Annotated in this window: 13 protein-coding genes, 4 tRNA genes and 1 riboswitch; of the genes, 2 read left to right on the forward strand and 15 right to left on the reverse strand. The window is 59.3% G+C overall.

Going from position 1 to position 16,053, the window contains the following annotated elements:
• Positions 1-171: 171 nt before the first annotated feature.
• Positions 172-690, forward strand: coding sequence for a cell envelope protein SmpA (locus P3G59_RS21745; protein ID WP_277758909.1), 519 nt, complete (start codon positions 172-174; stop codon positions 688-690).
• Positions 691-709: 19 nt separating this feature from the next.
• Here P3G59_RS21745 and P3G59_RS21750 read toward each other — a convergent pair.
• The 8 genes from P3G59_RS21750 to ltaE form a co-directional block, all read right to left on the reverse strand.
• A tRNA-Arg gene (locus tag P3G59_RS21750) sits at positions 710-786 on the reverse strand.
• Positions 787-858: 72 nt separating this feature from the next.
• Positions 859-935 (reverse strand) — tRNA-Arg (locus P3G59_RS21755).
• 71 nt (positions 936-1,006) lie between these two features.
• Positions 1,007-1,083 (reverse strand) — tRNA-Arg (locus P3G59_RS21760).
• Between the two features lie 107 nt (positions 1,084-1,190).
• Positions 1,191-1,281: transfer RNA gene (locus P3G59_RS21765), tRNA-Ser, on the reverse strand.
• 62 nt (positions 1,282-1,343) lie between these two features.
• Entirely contained in the window at positions 1,344-1,532 is a 189-nt protein-coding gene (gene csrA, locus P3G59_RS21770; protein ID WP_002554426.1) for a carbon storage regulator CsrA, read from the reverse strand.
• A 187-nt stretch (positions 1,533-1,719) separates the two neighbouring features.
• Positions 1,720-2,961 (reverse strand): aspartate kinase, encoded by a 1,242-nt coding sequence (locus tag P3G59_RS21775; RefSeq protein WP_007919332.1) that lies wholly within the window; start codon positions 2,959-2,961, stop codon positions 1,720-1,722.
• A gap of 90 nt (positions 2,962-3,051) precedes the next feature.
• Entirely contained in the window at positions 3,052-5,670 is a 2,619-nt protein-coding gene (alaS, locus tag P3G59_RS21780) for an alanine--tRNA ligase (RefSeq protein WP_277758910.1), read from the reverse strand.
• A 146-nt stretch (positions 5,671-5,816) separates the two neighbouring features.
• Positions 5,817-6,821 carry a low-specificity L-threonine aldolase gene (gene ltaE, locus P3G59_RS21785; protein ID WP_277758911.1) on the reverse strand — a complete coding sequence of 335 codons (1,005 nt, stop codon included), beginning with the start codon at positions 6,819-6,821 and terminating at the stop codon, positions 5,817-5,819.
• A gap of 198 nt (positions 6,822-7,019) precedes the next feature.
• Positions 7,020-7,191, forward strand: a riboswitch (FMN riboswitch).
• 101 nt (positions 7,192-7,292) lie between these two features.
• Between ltaE and P3G59_RS21790 the strand changes: the two genes are divergently transcribed.
• Positions 7,293-7,802: a 6,7-dimethyl-8-ribityllumazine synthase gene (locus P3G59_RS21790; protein WP_007919335.1), complete on the forward strand. Its 510-nt coding sequence runs from the start codon at positions 7,293-7,295 to the stop codon at positions 7,800-7,802.
• A gap of 152 nt (positions 7,803-7,954) precedes the next feature.
• Here the strand turns inward: P3G59_RS21790 and astE are convergent, their stop codons facing one another.
• From astE to P3G59_RS21825, 7 genes are all read right to left on the reverse strand, one after another.
• Positions 7,955-8,965, reverse strand: a complete 1,011-nt coding sequence (gene astE, locus P3G59_RS21795) for a succinylglutamate desuccinylase (RefSeq protein ID WP_277758912.1) — start codon at positions 8,963-8,965, stop codon at positions 7,955-7,957.
• 12 nt (positions 8,966-8,977) lie between these two features.
• Positions 8,978-9,268 carry a hypothetical protein gene (locus P3G59_RS21800; protein ID WP_007919345.1) on the reverse strand — a complete coding sequence of 97 codons (291 nt, stop codon included), beginning with the start codon at positions 9,266-9,268 and terminating at the stop codon, positions 8,978-8,980.
• A 57-nt stretch (positions 9,269-9,325) separates the two neighbouring features.
• Positions 9,326-10,672, reverse strand: coding sequence for an N-succinylarginine dihydrolase (gene astB / locus P3G59_RS21805; RefSeq protein WP_277758914.1), 1,347 nt, complete (start codon positions 10,670-10,672; stop codon positions 9,326-9,328).
• Positions 10,673-10,814: 142 nt separating this feature from the next.
• Complete coding sequence (gene astD, locus P3G59_RS21810) at positions 10,815-12,284, reverse strand: succinylglutamate-semialdehyde dehydrogenase (protein WP_277762191.1); 1,470 nt, start codon at positions 12,282-12,284, stop codon at positions 10,815-10,817.
• Positions 12,281-13,306, reverse strand: coding sequence for an arginine N-succinyltransferase (gene astA / locus P3G59_RS21815; RefSeq protein WP_277758915.1), 1,026 nt, complete (start codon positions 13,304-13,306; stop codon positions 12,281-12,283). The genes astD and astA overlap by 4 nt, the downstream gene beginning before the upstream one ends.
• 51 nt (positions 13,307-13,357) lie before the next feature.
• The gene (gene aruF / locus P3G59_RS21820; RefSeq protein ID WP_186529820.1) at positions 13,358-14,377 is read right to left on the reverse strand and encodes an arginine/ornithine succinyltransferase subunit alpha; all 1,020 of its coding nucleotides are present in this window, start codon (positions 14,375-14,377) and stop codon (positions 13,358-13,360) included.
• Between the two features lie 205 nt (positions 14,378-14,582).
• Positions 14,583-15,803, reverse strand: a complete 1,221-nt coding sequence (locus P3G59_RS21825) for an aspartate aminotransferase family protein (RefSeq protein ID WP_277758916.1) — start codon at positions 15,801-15,803, stop codon at positions 14,583-14,585.
• Positions 15,804-16,053 lie beyond the last annotated feature (250 nt).

Consider the following 16,053-nt stretch of genomic DNA (forward strand, 5'->3'; position numbering starts at 1 on the left):
CCTGACGGTTTAAAACGTTAAAAAATCGCGGTCGAAACAAGCGCTTGCGAAACAATCCTGAGCGCTGTCGTGATCCTTGCAAATGCGACGACGCATCCTGAAAAGAAAACACACCTGCACCGGAAAATGTAGCGACTACCCTTGAGCGTAGATCGTCATGGAGGACGTCGAATGCCATTTAAACCATCGCACATTACCCTCATCGGCCTGCTTTGCCTGCCACCCAGTGGCGCTGCCGTCACCTTCCATCGCTGCGAAGCAGTCGACGGCAGCATCACCTTCACATCAATGAGCTGCGTTCAAGGTGAACGACGCTCAGTGCAGGACGTTCACCCCTACTTGCCCGGATCAGTCGCGGCAGTGATGCCGGAGCACAATCACGAAGAAACATCCGGCATGACAAACCGAATTCGAGAACCCGTCATTGTTGGCCGCGCAGAAGACCGATGCGGCAATCTGATCGACGCAAGACAACGTCGCGAAGCGATCATCAATCGACGTGTGATTGCCGGCATGAGCCAGCAAGACGTCGAAAGCGCGCTAGGCAAACCGGACAAGGTGAACATTCGAACATCGACGACAAGCTATCGATACGACCTCAAGCGAGGCCGTAGTGCTCAAATAGATTTTGATGAGAGAGGATGCGTGAAGGAAAAAGCCAAATCCCGGACAGCAAAAAGCCCGCGTTAAACGCGGGCTTTTCGGTATATGGTGCACTCGACAGGATTCGAACCTGTGACCGCTCGGTTCGTAGCCGAGTACTCTATCCAGCTGAGCTACGAGTGCAATTTGTGTTTTTAGACCAGACCACAACTGGCTGAAACCAAGTTATTCACATTGCTGCAACTAACTCTTAAATGGTGCACTCGACAGGATTCGAACCTGTGACCGCTCGGTTCGTAGCCGAGTACTCTATCCAGCTGAGCTACGAGTGCATTTGTGTTTTTAGACCAGATCACATCTGGTTGAAGCCAAGCTATTTACATCGCTGTAACTAACTCTTAAATGGTGCACTCGACAGGATTCGAACCTGTGACCGCTCGGTTCGTAGCCGAGTACTCTATCCAGCTGAGCTACGAGTGCATTTGTTGCGCCGCATTATAGCCCGTCTAATCTCTATTCCAACCACTTTTTCTATTAATTTCAACAACTTACAGAAAAAGCCAGATTACGACGTACTAAGCAAATAATGGCGGAGAACGGGGGATTCGAACCCCCGACACCCTTTTGAGGTGTACTCCCTTAGCAGGGGAGCGCCTTCGGCCACTCGGCCAGCTCTCCGCAACACGGGGCGTATCTTAACCAACCTTTTCCCCGTTTGCAAACATAAAAATCGATAAAAATTAATGGCTTGGTTCTTCGTCCTTCTCTTTCTTTATACGCAGGTAAATTTCCTCACGGTGCACGGCAACCTCTTTCGGGGCATTGACGCCGATACGCACTTGATTTCCTTTAACGCCGAGCACGGTCACGGTGATTTCGCCATCACCGATAATCAGGCTTTCTGCGCACCGACGAGTCAGAATCAGCATACCTTTCTCCTTACGCAATTCAGTTCAGGGACAACAGTCTGCAAAAAAAAGGCACCCGACCTACAACCGGAGCGATCGTAGCCCTACATGCCTGAGTATTGACCAGCGCGAGCAAAAGAACAGTTCAGGGCCCGCGCCATTCAAAAAATAAAGGGCGCGGTCAGACCGCGCCCTTCAAGAAATGGAGTTACTCGCCTTGACGGGCCGGAGCATCCAGTTCGAAAGCCGTGTGCAGGGCGCGCACAGCCAGTTCCAGATACTTCTCTTCAATCACTACGGAAACCTTGATTTCCGAAGTCGAGATCATCTGGATGTTGATGCTTTCTTTCGCCAGGGATTCGAACATGCGACTGGCCACACCTGCGTGGGAACGCATGCCGACGCCGACGATCGAGACCTTGGCAATCTTGGTGTCGCCAACCACTTCACGGGCACCGATCTCGCGAGCGGTGTTTTCCAGCACGGTCTGTGCGGCCTGGTAGTCGTTGCGGTGCACGGTGAAGGTGAAGTCGGTGGTGTTATCGTGCGCGACGTTCTGCACGATCATGTCGACTTCGATGTTCGCGGCACTGATCGGGCCGAGAATCTTGAACGCCACACCCGGGGTGTCTGGCACGCCACGGATGGTCAGCTTGGCTTCATCGCGGTTGAAAGCGATGCCGGAAATGATCGGCTGTTCCATGGTTTCCTCTTCATCAATAGTAATGAGGGTGCCCGGACCCTCCTTGAAGCTGTGCAGTACGCGCAGCGGAACGTTGTACTTGCCGGCGAATTCCACCGCACGGATCTGCAACACCTTGGAGCCGAGGCTGGCCATTTCCAGCATCTCTTCGAAGGTGATCTTGTCCAGACGCTGAGCGACCGGCACAACGCGCGGGTCAGTGGTGTAAACACCATCCACGTCGGTGTAGATCTGGCACTCGTCAGCTTTCAACGCGGCAGCCAAAGCCACGCCGGTCGTGTCGGAACCGCCACGACCGAGCGTGGTGATGTTGCCGTGCTCGTCGACGCCCTGGAAACCGGCGACAACCACCACGCGACCCGCTTTCAGATCACCGCGAATCTTCTGGTCATCAATCTGCAAGATACGCGCTTTATTGTGCGCACTGTCGGTCAGGATCCGCACCTGATTACCGGTGTACGACACCGCCGGCACACCGCGCTTGATCAGCGCCATGGCCAGCAGGGCAATCGTCACCTGCTCACCGGTGGAAACAATCACGTCCAGCTCACGCGGAACCGGTTGAGTGTCGCCACTGATTTGCTTGGCCAGATCGATCAGACGGTTGGTTTCGCCGCTCATTGCAGACAGCACAACCACCAGGTCATCGCCGGCATCGCGGAATTTCTTAACCTTGTCGGCGACCTGCTCGATTCTCTCGACAGTGCCGACCGAGGTGCCTCCAAATTTCTGTACGATCAAAGCCATTTCAAAGCCGCCTCTGCCCATGAAGGGCGCCCAATAATCACTCGAACAGCCGCCGGGCCCGCCACTAGACTGCGGGCCCGACAGACCGTCTTATAAAGCCTGCTCGACGAATGGAGCGGTCAGCGCCAGTGCGCCATCCAGTGCGCCAGCGTCGACACCGCCGCCCTGCGCCATGTCCGGACGACCACCGCCCTTCCCGCCCACTGCCGCAGCAGCCTGTTTCATCAAATCACCGGCTTTGAGTTGGCCAGTCAGGTCCTTGGTTACACCTGCAACCAATACGACCTTTTCCTCATGGACACTGCCGAGCAGGATCACTGCGCGACCGAGTTTGTTCTTCAACTGATCAACCAGCGCCAGCAGCGCCTTGGCGTCCTGACCATCCAGGCGTGCAGCCAAAACCTTCACGCCTTTGACGTCCAGCGCCGAGGACGACAGATCGTCGCCCGCAGCACTGGCTGCCTTGGCTTGCAACTGTTCGAGTTGCTTCTCCAGTTGGCGATTGCGCTCCAGCACAGCCGACAGCTTGTCGATCAGGTTGTCGCGGCTGCCCTTGACCAGGCTGGCCGCTTCCTTGAGTTGTTCTTCTGCTGCATTCAAATACGCCAGTGCCGCAGCACCCGTGACGGCCTCGATACGACGCACGCCCGAAGCCACACCGCCTTCGCTGATGATCTTCAGCAGGCCGATGTCACCGGTACGGTTGGCGTGGATACCGCCGCACAGTTCGACGGAGAAATCACCGCCCATGCTCAGCACACGCACGTTGTCGCCATACTTCTCGCCGAACAGCGCCATCGCGCCTTTGTTCTTCGCGGTTTCGATGTCGGTTTCTTCAGTTTCAACCGCGGAGTTCTTGCGAATCTCGGCGTTGACGATGTCTTCCAGTGCCTTGATCTGTTCCGGCTTGATCGCTTCAAAGTGGCTGAAATCGAAACGCAGACGCTGGCTATCCACCAACGAGCCTTTCTGCTGAACGTGCTCACCCAGAACCTGACGCAGTGCAGCGTGCAGCAAGTGGGTGGCCGAGTGGTTCAACGAAGTGGCGTGACGCACCTCGGCATCCACGTGGGTTTCCACTGGCGCGCCGATGGTCAGGCTGCCCGAATCCAGCACACCGTGGTGAAGGAATGCGCCGCCGGTCTTGGTGGTGTCGCGTACGTCGAAACGTGCGCTGCCCGCCTGTAGATAACCGCAGTCGCCAATCTGGCCGCCGGACTCAGCGTAGAACGGTGTCTGATTCAGAACGATCACCGCCTCTTCGCCTTCATTCAAGACGTCGACCGACTGGCCGTCTTTATAGATAGCGACGATTTTTGCCGAACCGCGGGTGTCTTTGTAACCGGTGAACTCGGTGGCCACATCAACCTTGACCAAGGTGTTGTAGTCCAGACCGAACGAGCTGGCCGAACGCGCACGAACACGCTGGGCTTCCATCTCACGCTCGAAACCGGCTTCGTCGACGGTCAGGCCGCGCTCGCGCGCGATGTCGGCGGTCAGGTCCATCGGGAAACCGTAGGTGTCGTAGAGTTTGAACACCACGTCGCCCGGCACCACGGTGCCTTTGAGCTCTGCCAGATCCTGCTCGAGAATCTTCAGGCCGTGCTCCAGAGTCTTGGAGAACTGCTCTTCTTCGGCCTTGAGCACGCGTTCGATGTTGCTCTGCTGCTTCTTCAGTTCCGGGAAGGCATCGCCCATCTCGGCAACCAGTGCGGCGACGATCTTGTAGAAGAAGCTGCCGGTCGCGCCCAGCTTGTTACCGTGACGGCAGGCGCGACGAATGATCCGGCGCAGTACATAACCGCGACCTTCGTTGGACGGCAGCACGCCGTCGGCGATCAGGAAACCGCACGAACGGATGTGGTCGGACACTACTTTGAGCGAAGACTGATCGCCATTTTCGCAACCGATTGCCTCAGCCGAAGCCTTCAGCAGGTTCTTGAACAGGTCGATGTCATAGTTGGAATTGACGTGCTGCATCACCGCACTGATCCGCTCCAGGCCCATGCCGGTGTCGACCGACGGTGCTGGCAACGGATGCAACACGCCATCGGCGGTGCGGTTGAACTGCATGAACACGTTGTTCCAGATCTCGATGTAACGGTCGCCGTCCTCTTCCGGCGAGCCGGGTGGGCCGCCCCAGATGTGGTCGCCGTGATCGTAGAAAATCTCGGTGCAAGGGCCGCACGGGCCGGTATCGCCCATGGTCCAGAAGTTATCGGAGGCGTACGGCGCGCCTTTGTTGTCGCCGATGCGGATCATGCGCTCGACCGGCACACCGATCTCTTTGGTCCAGATGTCATACGCTTCGTCGTCGGAGGCGTAGACGGTGACCCAGAGTTTTTCCTTCGGCAGTTTCAGAACGCCGGTCAGGAAGGTCCAGGCAAAGGTAATCGCGTCGTGCTTGAAATAGTCGCCGAAGCTGAAGTTACCGAGCATTTCGAAGAACGTGTGGTGACGAGCGGTATAACCGACGTTTTCCAGGTCGCTGTTCTTGCCACCGGCACGCACGCATTTCTGGCTGCTGGTCGCGCGGGTGTACGCACGTTTTTCCTGGCCCAGGAAGCAGTCCTTGAACTGGTTCATCCCCGCGTTAGTGAACAGCAGGGTTGGGTCGTTGCCCGGAATCAAAGAGCTGGAGGCTACACGGGTGTGGCCTTGCTCTTCGAAGAAGCGAAGGAAGGCTTCACGGATTTCTGCGCTTTTCATTAGGTTCTTCCACGGAGGCTGCGGCCAAAGGCCTGTTCGAAACGTCAACAGACGAAGCGACGGCAAAGGGCCGCATTATATCGGCCCTGCGCGCGGGGTACAGCGTGTTTATACGATAGAAACGGTCAATTGGACGGCTAACGCTGTCACTTGCGCGAAAACTCGACGAATGTCGCGACCACTTGCTCGATTTGCGAGCGATTGACGTCCATGTGCGTGACCATGCGCAGACGTGGGGCGGCACTCAACTTGATCCCCCATCCGGCGGCAAACGCCTTGATCGCTTCGGCTTTATCGCCCATTTGCACATAAACCATGTTTGTCTGCACCGGTTCGACGATGAAACCGGCTTCACGCAGACCGTCGGCCAAAAACTGCGCGTTGGCGTGGTCGTCCGCCAGACGCTCAACGTTGTGATCCAGTGCATACAGCCCTGCTGCTGCCAGCAGGCCGGCCTGACGCATGCCGCCGCCGACCATTTTGCGCAGACGGCGCGCCTTGCCGATCAGTTGCTCAGAACCACACAACACCGACCCCACCGGTGCACCGAGGCCTTTGGACAGGCACACCGACACCGAATCGAAATATTGGGTGATTTCCCGCGCATCGACACCCAGTTTGACCGCCGCGTTGTACAGGCGCGCGCCGTCGAGGTGCAGTTGCAAGCCATTGTCCTGAGTGAAGCGGCGGGCGCGTGCCAGATACTCCAGCGGCAGGACTTTGCCCTGCATAGTGTTTTCCAGCGCCAGCAGGCGAGTGCGGGCAAAATGGAAGTCATCCGGTTTGATTGCCGCCGCGACCTGATCCAGATCCAGCGAACCATCGGCCTGCACTTCCAGCGGCTGCGGTTGAATCGAACCGAGCACTGCCGCGCCACCGCCCTCGTACTTGTAGGTATGCGCCTGCTGACCAACGATGTATTCATCACCGCGTTCGCAATGTGCCATTAGCCCCAGCAGGTTGCTCATGGTGCCGGTCGGCACGAACAGCGCCGCAGCGAAGCCCAAACGCTTGGCCAACTCCGCTTCCAGACGATTGACCGTCGGGTCTTCGCCGTACACGTCGTCACCGGTGTCCGCCGCGGTCATCGCGTCGAGCATGGCGGGAGTCGGTCGGGTGACGGTGTCGCTGCGAAGATCGATAACGCTCATGAACCTGGCCTCTAATCAGCAGGGGAAATCCCTTTACGAAGTGGAATTACTGCGGTCATCGCGTGGATTAATCAAGCCTTGCGCAAGGAAAAGTCGTTTCGAGCCTGCAAAAAATTCGATGGCAATCATCAGAAAGGCGCAATGCACAGACACACAATCTGTGTTAAAAACGCTGCGCCGCCCGAGAAAGGGCGGCGAAAACGTTCTCAGGGCGGGGTGCAATTCCCCACCGGCGGTAATTGCGCGCAACGCGCATAGCCCGCGAGCGCTTGGCGACGAATGCGACTTCGGTTGAGATCGGCGACAAGGTCAGCAGACCCGGTGTGATTCCGGGGCCGACGGTCATAGTCCGGATGAAGAGAGAACGGGATTAACGCCAAAGGGCCGTCCGCGCGATGTTGTGCGTGTGCGCACCCTTGAATCCCTTTCGATTCATAACGCCCTGTTTTTCACACAAACAGGAGTCAGAACATGCAACCCACCGCTATCGACAGCAAAAGCAAACATCCACACGGCGAGCGCGTTGCGTTCATCCAGGCCTGCTGGCACAAGGAAATCGTCGACCAGAGCCGGAAAGGCTTCGTCGCCGAAATGATTGCCCTGGGTTATCAGGAATCGGACATCGATATCTTCGAAGTCGGCGGTGCCTTTGAAATGCCACTGCACGCCAAATTGCTGGCCAAGACCGGACGCTATGCCGGCATCGTCGCCGCAGCCCTCGTCGTGGACGGCGGCATCTACCGTCACGAATTCGTCGCCCAGTCGGTGGTCAGCGGCCTGATGCAGGTCCAGCTGGAAACCGAAGTGCCGGTGTTCTCGGTATCCCTGACCCCGCATCACTTCCATGCGGGCGACGAACATCAGAAGTTCTTCTTCGAGCACTTTGTGCACAAGGGTCAGGAAGCGGCGCGGACTTGCGCGGATACGTTGCGCAAGGTTCGTGCACTGCGCCGCACCGAGCCGCACGCGGTAGCCGTGTAACGTCGAGTGAGTTTTTGACCTCACTCAAATCAAATGTGGGAGCGAGCCTGCTCGCGAAGAGGGACTGCCAGCCGACGACAAGTTGACTGGTAGACCGCTTTCGCGAGCAGGCTCGCTCCCACATTGGTTTTGTGCCGATTCAGATGTCGCTATCAGGCGAGGTTTTCGTCGGTGGTCGGGACGATCAGGATGCCCGCGCGCAAGCCGCTCTTGACCTTGGGATTGGGAAAGATGATTCGCGCCCCTTCTTCCTCGATGATCCAGCGGGTATTGGCCAGATCTTCGGCCAGCACGTAACCCACCTCCAACTCGGAAAAGTTTTCGATGTCCTGCGGCAGGTTTAAGCGAAAGGCATCGCTGTGCTTGATGATTTCCCGCGCCACACTGAAAAGCTGCAAACCATCCAGTTGCGCTTCTGCCATCTGCGGCTCAGTGCCTTCGATAATCTGCTTCAAACGAGTTTCCAGCAGCGAGACGTTAACCCCGTCGTTCTGCCCGAATGGCCGCGCCTTGCCCAACTCCAGCGTGAAAGCCTCGGCACCGAGCTTGTCGTAGGTGTAGGCGCTGAACACGATCGACGGCTTGTTCTGCAATAGCACCGCCTCCATCCCGGCAGCGCGCAGACGCGCCAGCTCAAGACGCGAATGCTGGCGACCTTCCTTCCACGGATACAACGCGAATTGCTCGATCTTCGAGCCTCGAATCGCCGTGTGCAGGTCGTAGTGCAGACGCTGGCGATCCGGCAGGCTGAAGAAACTCGCCGCCAGGCGCTCCAGCTCGCAGGCACGCAGCGCTTCGCTGCCACTGCTTTGTTCGTGACGGCCATTGAACAGCCGATTGACGTCCTGCTCGACGAAACGCTCGCCCTTGCGAATCGCTTCCGGGTTGCCGAACAGGAACAGAATGCGTGCGCGCGGCTTCAGATCGCCGCGTGCGATGTCGTGCAGCAGCCGATCAAGCAACTCGATCGGCGCTGTTTCGTTGCCGTGGATGCCTGCTGAAAGCAGCAGGTCCAGGCCATTGTCGCGCGCTTCGGGTGGCCGGACTTCCAGCGCACCTTCGCTCAACCAGCGCATGCGCACGCCTTCGACAGTCAGTTGAGTCTTCTCCGCCGGTTCGCGGCCGGCGAGGGTCAGTTCAAGCAGTTTGCCGAGGGCGAGCATAGAGCGGTTTCCTTAGTGGTCGTGGTTGCAATCCGGGCCGTGCACGTGGTCTTCGTCGTCGCCGACGTCAGCCGGTTCCATTTCCAGTTGCAGACTTACCAGATTAGTCGCCAATGGGCGCAGCAGCAGGTTGGCGTATTCCGCGTCACCTTCTTCAACGTCCACGCCGATCAGCAGTTGGCCACGGCCGTCCTGCTGGATCCACAGCTCTTTGCCTTGCCACATGACCGCGACGCGGGTGCAGGAGGTCTCCAGTTGCGTGCCGTCGGTGTCTTCAAGGATCAGCTGCAGGGAATCGCTCATGTTTTTACTCTCTAGGTGAGACAAGCCGCGCGCCGCGTTCAGGCGACGCGCCGGCCATCAATTGATCTGGAATGGATAAACCGCGCCCAGTTTAAGGATTTGCGTCAGTTCATCCAGTGCCGTCCGGCATTCAAGCAGCAATTGCGGGTCCGCCAGATCGGTTTCGCTCAGGCGGTCGCGGTAGTGCTTTTCAACCCATGCGGTCAGCGAACCGTACAACGGTGGCGTCATGATAACCCCTGGGTTGACCGCCGCCAGTTCGGTTTCGTTAAGCGCCACGCGCAGTCGCAGGCACGCCGGGCCGCCGCCGTTCTGCATGCTTTGCTTGAGATCGAAGACTTTCACTTCGCGGATCAGACCGCCGGAGCTGGTCAGGCTTTGCAGGTAAGCCCAGACGCGCTCGTTGGCCTGGCACTCTTGCGGCACGATCAGCAGCATCGAACCGTCAGCACGCGACAGCAACTGGCTGTTGAACAAGTAGGAACGGACCGCGTCATCCACCGTGACTGCCGAACGCGGCACACACACGGACTGGAAGTTGCCGCCAACCTTGGCGAGTTTGCTTTGCAGTTCGGCCAGCATCGCCTCGGTGTCGAGGAATGCATCCTCGTGATAGAACAGCACCTCACCGTTACCCACTGCGATCACGTCGTTGTGGAACACGCCCTGATCAATCACGTTCGGGTTCTGTTGGGCGTAGACCACGCCCTCATCACGCAACCCGTGCAAACGGGCAACCGCTTGCGACGCTTCGAGGGTCTGACGGGCCGGGTACTTCTGCGGCGCAGGGAAACGGTTGTCGAACGCGCTGCGACCAAACACGAAGAACTCGACGCCCGCCTCGCCATACTCACGGCAGAAACGCGTGTGGTTGGCCGCGCCTTCGTCACCGAACTGTGCCACCGCCGGCAGAGCGGCGTGATGAGCGAAATGCTGCTGATTGGCGAACATCGCGCCGAGCACGCGGCTGGTGGTCGGGTGCTCGATGCTGCGGTGGTATTTGCAGTTGAGGTTGGCGGCGGTGAAATGCACGCGACCGTCAGCGGTGTCGGCACTCGGGCTGACGGTGGCGGCGTTGGCCACCCACATGCTCGACGCCGAGCAACTGGCGACCAGCAGCGGCATGGCTTCTTTGGCGGCGCGCTCGATCACTTGTGCGTCAGTGCCGCTGAAACCCAGACGGCGCAAAGCGGCCACGTCCGGGCGCTCTTGCGGTGCCAGCACACCCTGCTGAAAGCCCATCTCCATCAGCGCTTTCATCTTCGCCAGACCTTGCAGCGCCGCTTCTTTCGGGTTCGAAGATTGCTGGCTGTTGCTCTGGGAGGCAACGTTGCCGTAGGACAGACCACCGTAGTTATGGGTCGGCCCCACTAGACCGTCAAAATTGACTTCATAGGATTTCATCAGCGAGGCTCCACGAGAATCTGTTGTTATAGGCTTCAGTAACTAACTGTTCAGTGCGACCGCGTCGCGGCCATCGCGAGCAGGCTCGCTCCCACAGGGAAATGCATTCCAATGTGGGAGCGAGCCTGCTCGCGAATGGGCATCACACCATTTTCACGCCAGGCGTCAGGGCCGCCGGCAACACCAGGCTCGGCGTTTCCAGCGAGGCCACCGGGTATGCGCAGTAATCCGCCGCGTAATAGGCACTGGCGCGATGGTTACCCGACGCACCGACACCGCCAAACGGCGCGCTGCTCGCAGCACCGGTCAGCTGTTTGTTCCAGTTGACGATACCGGCACGGCTTTGCAGCCAGAACTGCTGATAACGCGCTTCGGAATCCGACAGCAAACCCGCGGCCAGACCATAAGCAGTGTCATTCGCCTCAGCGATCGCCGCTTCGAAATCGACGTAGCGAATCACTTGCAACAACGGGCCGAACAGTTCTTCGTCCGGACGATCGGCAACAGCGCTCACATCGAGAATGCCCGGAGTCAGCAGCGCGGCTTGTGCCTGCGGTTGCGTCATTGCCAGCAGCGACACGGCGCCGTTGGCCAACAGATGGGCCTGGGCATCCATCAGCGCTTTCGCCGCGCCAAGGGAAATCACTGAACCCATGAACGGCGCCGGCTGCTGATCGAATGCGCCGACCTCAATAGTCGAGCTGACTTCAACCAAACGCTTGAGCAGGCTGTCGCCCCACGCGCCCTGCGGTACCAGCAAGCGGCGCGCACAGGTGCAACGCTGGCCAGCAGAAATGAACGCCGACTGAATGATCGTGTAAACCGCTGCATCCAGATCCGCGACCTGATCAACCACCAGCGGATTGTTGCCGCCCATTTCCAGCGCGAGGATCTTGTCCGGACGACCGGCGAATTGCTGGTGCAGATGATTGCCAGTGCGACTCGAACCGGTGAAAAACAGACCGTCGATACCCGGGTTCGCCGCCAGCGCGATGCCGGTTTCGCGAGCGCCTTGCAGCAGGTTCAGAACGCCTGCCGGCAGACCGGCCTCGATCCAGCACTTGACCGTCAGCTCGGCGACTTTCGGGGTCAGCTCGCTTGGCTTGAACAGCACGCTGTTACCCGCCAGCAGCGCCGGCACGATGTGGCCGTTGGGCAAATGGCCGGGGAAGTTGTAAGGGCCGAACACCGCCACCACGCCGTGCGGCTTGTGGCGCAACACGGCGGTGGCGTCGCCCAACGGGCCGCTCTTCTCGCCGGTACGCTCGCGATAGCTTTGCACCGAGATCGCGATCTTGTTGACCATGCTGGTCACTTCGGTGGCCGATTCCCACAGCGGCTTGCCGGTCTCTTCACCAATGGTGCGGGCCAGTTCGTCAGCGTGATTTTTCAGCGACGCGGCAAAAGCCTCAAGCACGCTGATGCGTTCGTCCAGTGAACGACGCGCCCAGCCCGGAAATGCCTGACGCGCAGCCTGCACCGCCGATTCAACCTGGGCAGTGGTCGCGCCCTCCCCCGACCACAGCACTTGCTGGGTCACCGGGTTCAGCGATTGAAAAGCTTCGCCCTGACCGGCCAGCCACTCACCTGCGATGTATAGCGAATTCATTATTTCGACTCCCGTGCAGCGGACAACGCCACGGCGCGCACTTGATCGCCAGCGTTGAGTTGAAGACGTTTGGCGGTCAGTGGATCGACCACCAGCGTGCCGGCAGCGAGACGCGCCGGCGCAGCAGTGATGCGGCAGTCTTCGCGCTTGCGGTTATGGATGATGAACGGCGTCGCATCGTCGCCCGGCGTGCCCACGGCCAGCACCAGCGCTTCGCTGTCACGCACCGCGCGGATCTTGCCGGTTTCGCATTCGATGGCAGGACCTGCGTCGAAGATGTCGACGTAACCCTGATAGCTGAACCCTTCGCCCTTGAGCATCGCCAGGGCCGGCTCGGTGTCCGGGTGCACCTGACCGATGACGTTACGTGCGCCTTCGGACAGGAAGCAGGTGTACAGCGGGAATTTCGGCATCAGCTCGGCGATGAAGGCTTTGTTACCGACACCAGTCAGGTAATCGGCCTGGCTGAATTCCATCTTGAAGAAGTGACGACCGAGGCTTTCCCAGAACGGCGAACGCCCGGCGTCATCGGACACACCGCGCATTTCGGCGATGATCTTGTTGCCGAACAGTTCCGGGAACTCAGCGATGAACAGCATCCGCGCCTTGGACAGCATGCGACCGTTGAGGCCGTTGCGGTAATCGGCGTGCAGGAACAGCGAGCACAACTCGGAATTACCGGTCAGGTCGTTAGCCAGGAACAGCGTCGGAATCTCGCGGTAGATGTTCAGCTCCTGCGAAGCGCTGACCGTCAGGCCGACACGGAAGTTGTACCAGGGCTCACGCATACCGACCGCACCGGCGATGGCGGAAATCCCCACCACGCGGCCGTCATCGTCTTCGAGCACGAACAGGTAGTCCGCATCGCCGCGACCGGCTTCGCCGCGAAAGGTCTTCTCGGCCCAACCAACCCGATGGGCCAGACGTTCTTCGTTGGCCGGCAATGTGGTCAGGCCGGTGCCAGTGCTGCGGGCCAGGTCGATCAGCGCGGATAAATCGCTGCTGCGTACGGGACGAACAATCATGCTATCTCCTCAAACGGGCCGCCTTCGCCACCCGTGAAACTCGCTAAGGCGTTAAACCGCCACCAGGCGCACGCTGGCACCTTCACCGACGCCCAGGGCTTCGGCCGCTTCCATATCCAGCGTCACCGGTTTGCCCGGCGCGTAATCCAGTTCCAGCAGCACCGCGCGGTAATCCTGCAACTGCGCGTTGGCCACCAGATACTGACGCCCGGCACCTTTGACCGGCTCGCCGATCTTCACCGGCACCACACGACTCTGGGCGATCGAACGGATCCCCGAGACACGCGCATGCAGGGTCGGGCCACCGTCGAAAATATCGATGTAATGATCGGTCTCGAAGCCTTCGCGCATCAGGATATCGAAGGTGATCTGCGCACGCGGGTGCACCTGGCCCATCGCCTCTTGGGCGGAGTCCGGCAGCAGCGGCACGTAGATCGGGTAATGCGGCATCAGCTCGGCGAGGAACGTGCGGCTTTTCAGTCCGCACAGACGCTCGGCTTCGGCGTAGTTGAGGTCGAAGAAGTTGCGCCCGATCGCGTCCCAGAATGGCGAGTCGCCGTTCTCATCGCTGTAACCGACGATCTCGGTGACCACCGAATCAGCGAAACGCTCCGGGTGGCTGGCGACGAATAACAGACGGCCACGGGAGTTGAGCTCCGACCACGGCGAGCCGACCAGCTCACGCTGCACGTAGAAACTGGTCAACAAACTGTTGCCGGTCAGGTCGTGGCACTGCGAGAGCACGTGGATCTTGTTGTGGATCTTCAACTCGCGCGAGGCGTGGACGAAGGTCTCGTTGCGGAAGCTGTAGAACGGTTCCGAGTAACCGGCCGAAGCGACAATCGCCGAGCAGCCGACCAGCTTGCCGGTAGTGGAATCTTCGAGGACGAAGAAGTAACTCTCTTCACCGTTGAAGCTCACTTCAGCAGCGAACGAGGCTTCGCTCGCGGCGATCTTGTCGCTCAGACGTTCCACGTCATCCGGCAAGGAAGTGACACCAATCGGGCTGTCCGCAGCCAGACGCTGTACCTCGCCCAGATCAGCCATTTGCGCGGGGCGCATCACCAGCATGGTGTCACTCCTTTCTCTTATAAAAATTTACTGAAAAAAACACCGGATACTGTGGGAGCGAGCCTGCTCTCGAAAGCGGTCTATCTGTCAGCAAAAATGTTGACTGACACGCCCTCTTCGCGAGCAGGCTCGCTCCCACAATGGAACTCGCCCGGTATCAAAAATTTTGATCGACGCCTGAAATCCTCAGGCGTCGAAAGGCCTATCAAGCTTGCGTCAGTTTTGCAGCAGCGCGTTCGAAGCGGTCGAGACCGGCATCGATATCGGCGTCTTCCACCACCAGGCTCGGCGCGAAACGGATCACGTCCGGGCCGGCTTGCAGAATCATCAGGCCTTCTTTTTCGGCGGCGTTGAAGATGTCTTTGGCCTTGCCTTTCCAGGCATCGCTGAGCACGCAACCGATCAACAGGCCGAGGCCACGCACCTGAGTGAACAGGCCGTATTTCTCGCCGATCTGCTCAAGACGCGCCTTGAACTTGTCGTGCTTGGCGTTCACGCCGTTCAGTACTTCTGGAGTATTGATCACGTCGATCACGGCTTCAGCGACTGCGCACGCCAGCGGGTTGCCGCCGTAAGTGGTGCCGTGAGTGCCAACGACCAGATGTTTGGCCAGCGCTTCGGTGGTCAGCATCGCCGCGATCGGGAAACCGCCGCCCAGGCTCTTGGCGCTGGTCAGGATGTCCGGGGTCACGCCGTAATGCTGGTAGGCGAACAGCTTGCCGCTGCGGCCCATGCCGGTTTGCACTTCGTCGAACACCAGCAGCGCGTTGTTCGCGTCGCACAGTTCGCGGGCACCTTGCAGGTAAGCCAGTTCGGCTGGCAGCACGCCGCCCTCGCCCTGGATCGGTTCCAGCACGACCGCACAGGTCTTGTCGGACACCGCAGCTTTCAACGCTTCCAGGTCGTTATACGGCACGTGGGTGATGCCAGTGATTTTCGGGCCGAAACCGTCGGAGTACTTCGACTGGCCACCGACGTTGACGGTGAACAGGGTACGGCCGTGGAAGCTGTTCAGCGCGGCGATGATCTCGTACTTCTCAGTGCCGAAACGGTCGAACGCAACGCGACGGGCCAGCTTGAACGCGGCCTCGTTGGCTTCAGCGCCCGAGTTGCAGAAGAACACGCGCTCGGCGAACGTGGCGTCGATCAGCTTGTGCGCCAGGCGCAGCGCTGGCTCGTTGGTGAACACGTTGGACACGTGCCACAGCTTGTTCGCTTGCTCGGTCAATGCGCCGACCAGCGCCGGGTGCGCATGGCCCAATACATTGACGGCGATGCCGCCGGCGAAGTCGATCAGCTCGCGGCCGGCCTGATCCCAGACGCGGGAACCGGCGCCACGCACCGGAATGAAAGCGGCAGGCGCGTAGTTGGGAACCATAACCTGGTCGAAATCGGCGCGTTGTACCGCAGCGTGCTCAACGGACATCGGAGTCTCCTGATGAGGGCCACCCGCCTGAAACTGGCGAGCGATGGGGGGATTGTAAGGACAGTTTTCAGCCCGGCCTTGCCGCCAAGCGACAACTTCTTATAGCGCAAACCCCGGATTTTCCCGGGTTTACGGCAATGCGACATATAGCGTCGCAAAGGCGCAGTTTAAACTGCCGCCGACGAATTGCGGCAGGCCCGGGAGCATATCAACTCACGCTCACACTCAAGATATAAATATGTACCGCACC

Origin of the sequence: Pseudomonas sp. A34-9, assembly GCF_029543085.1 — a bacterium.
Classification (GTDB): domain Bacteria; phylum Pseudomonadota; class Gammaproteobacteria; order Pseudomonadales; family Pseudomonadaceae; genus Aquipseudomonas.

Coding starts and splice junctions, on each gene's coding strand:
- P3G59_RS21745 (WP_277758909.1), top strand. CDS start 172: ATGCCATTTAAACCATCGCACATTACCCTCATCGGCCTGCTTTGCCTG.
- csrA (WP_002554426.1), bottom strand. CDS start 1,532: ATGCTGATTCTGACTCGTCGGTGCGCAGAAAGCCTGATTATCGGTGAT.
- P3G59_RS21775 (WP_007919332.1), bottom strand. CDS start 2,961: ATGGCTTTGATCGTACAGAAATTTGGAGGCACCTCGGTCGGCACTGTC.
- alaS (WP_277758910.1), bottom strand. CDS start 5,670: ATGAAAAGCGCAGAAATCCGTGAAGCCTTCCTTCGCTTCTTCGAAGAG.
- ltaE (WP_277758911.1), bottom strand. CDS start 6,821: ATGAGCGTTATCGATCTTCGCAGCGACACCGTCACCCGACCGACTCCC.
- P3G59_RS21790 (WP_007919335.1), top strand. CDS start 7,293: ATGCAACCCACCGCTATCGACAGCAAAAGCAAACATCCACACGGCGAG.
- astE (WP_277758912.1), bottom strand. CDS start 8,965: ATGCTCGCCCTCGGCAAACTGCTTGAACTGACCCTCGCCGGCCGCGAA.
- P3G59_RS21800 (WP_007919345.1), bottom strand. CDS start 9,268: ATGAGCGATTCCCTGCAGCTGATCCTTGAAGACACCGACGGCACGCAA.
- astB (WP_277758914.1), bottom strand. CDS start 10,672: ATGAAATCCTATGAAGTCAATTTTGACGGTCTAGTGGGGCCGACCCAT.
- astA (WP_277758915.1), bottom strand. CDS start 13,306: ATGATTGTTCGTCCCGTACGCAGCAGCGATTTATCCGCGCTGATCGAC.
- aruF (WP_186529820.1), bottom strand. CDS start 14,377: ATGCTGGTGATGCGCCCCGCGCAAATGGCTGATCTGGGCGAGGTACAG.
- P3G59_RS21825 (WP_277758916.1), bottom strand. CDS start 15,803: ATGTCCGTTGAGCACGCTGCGGTACAACGCGCCGATTTCGACCAGGTT.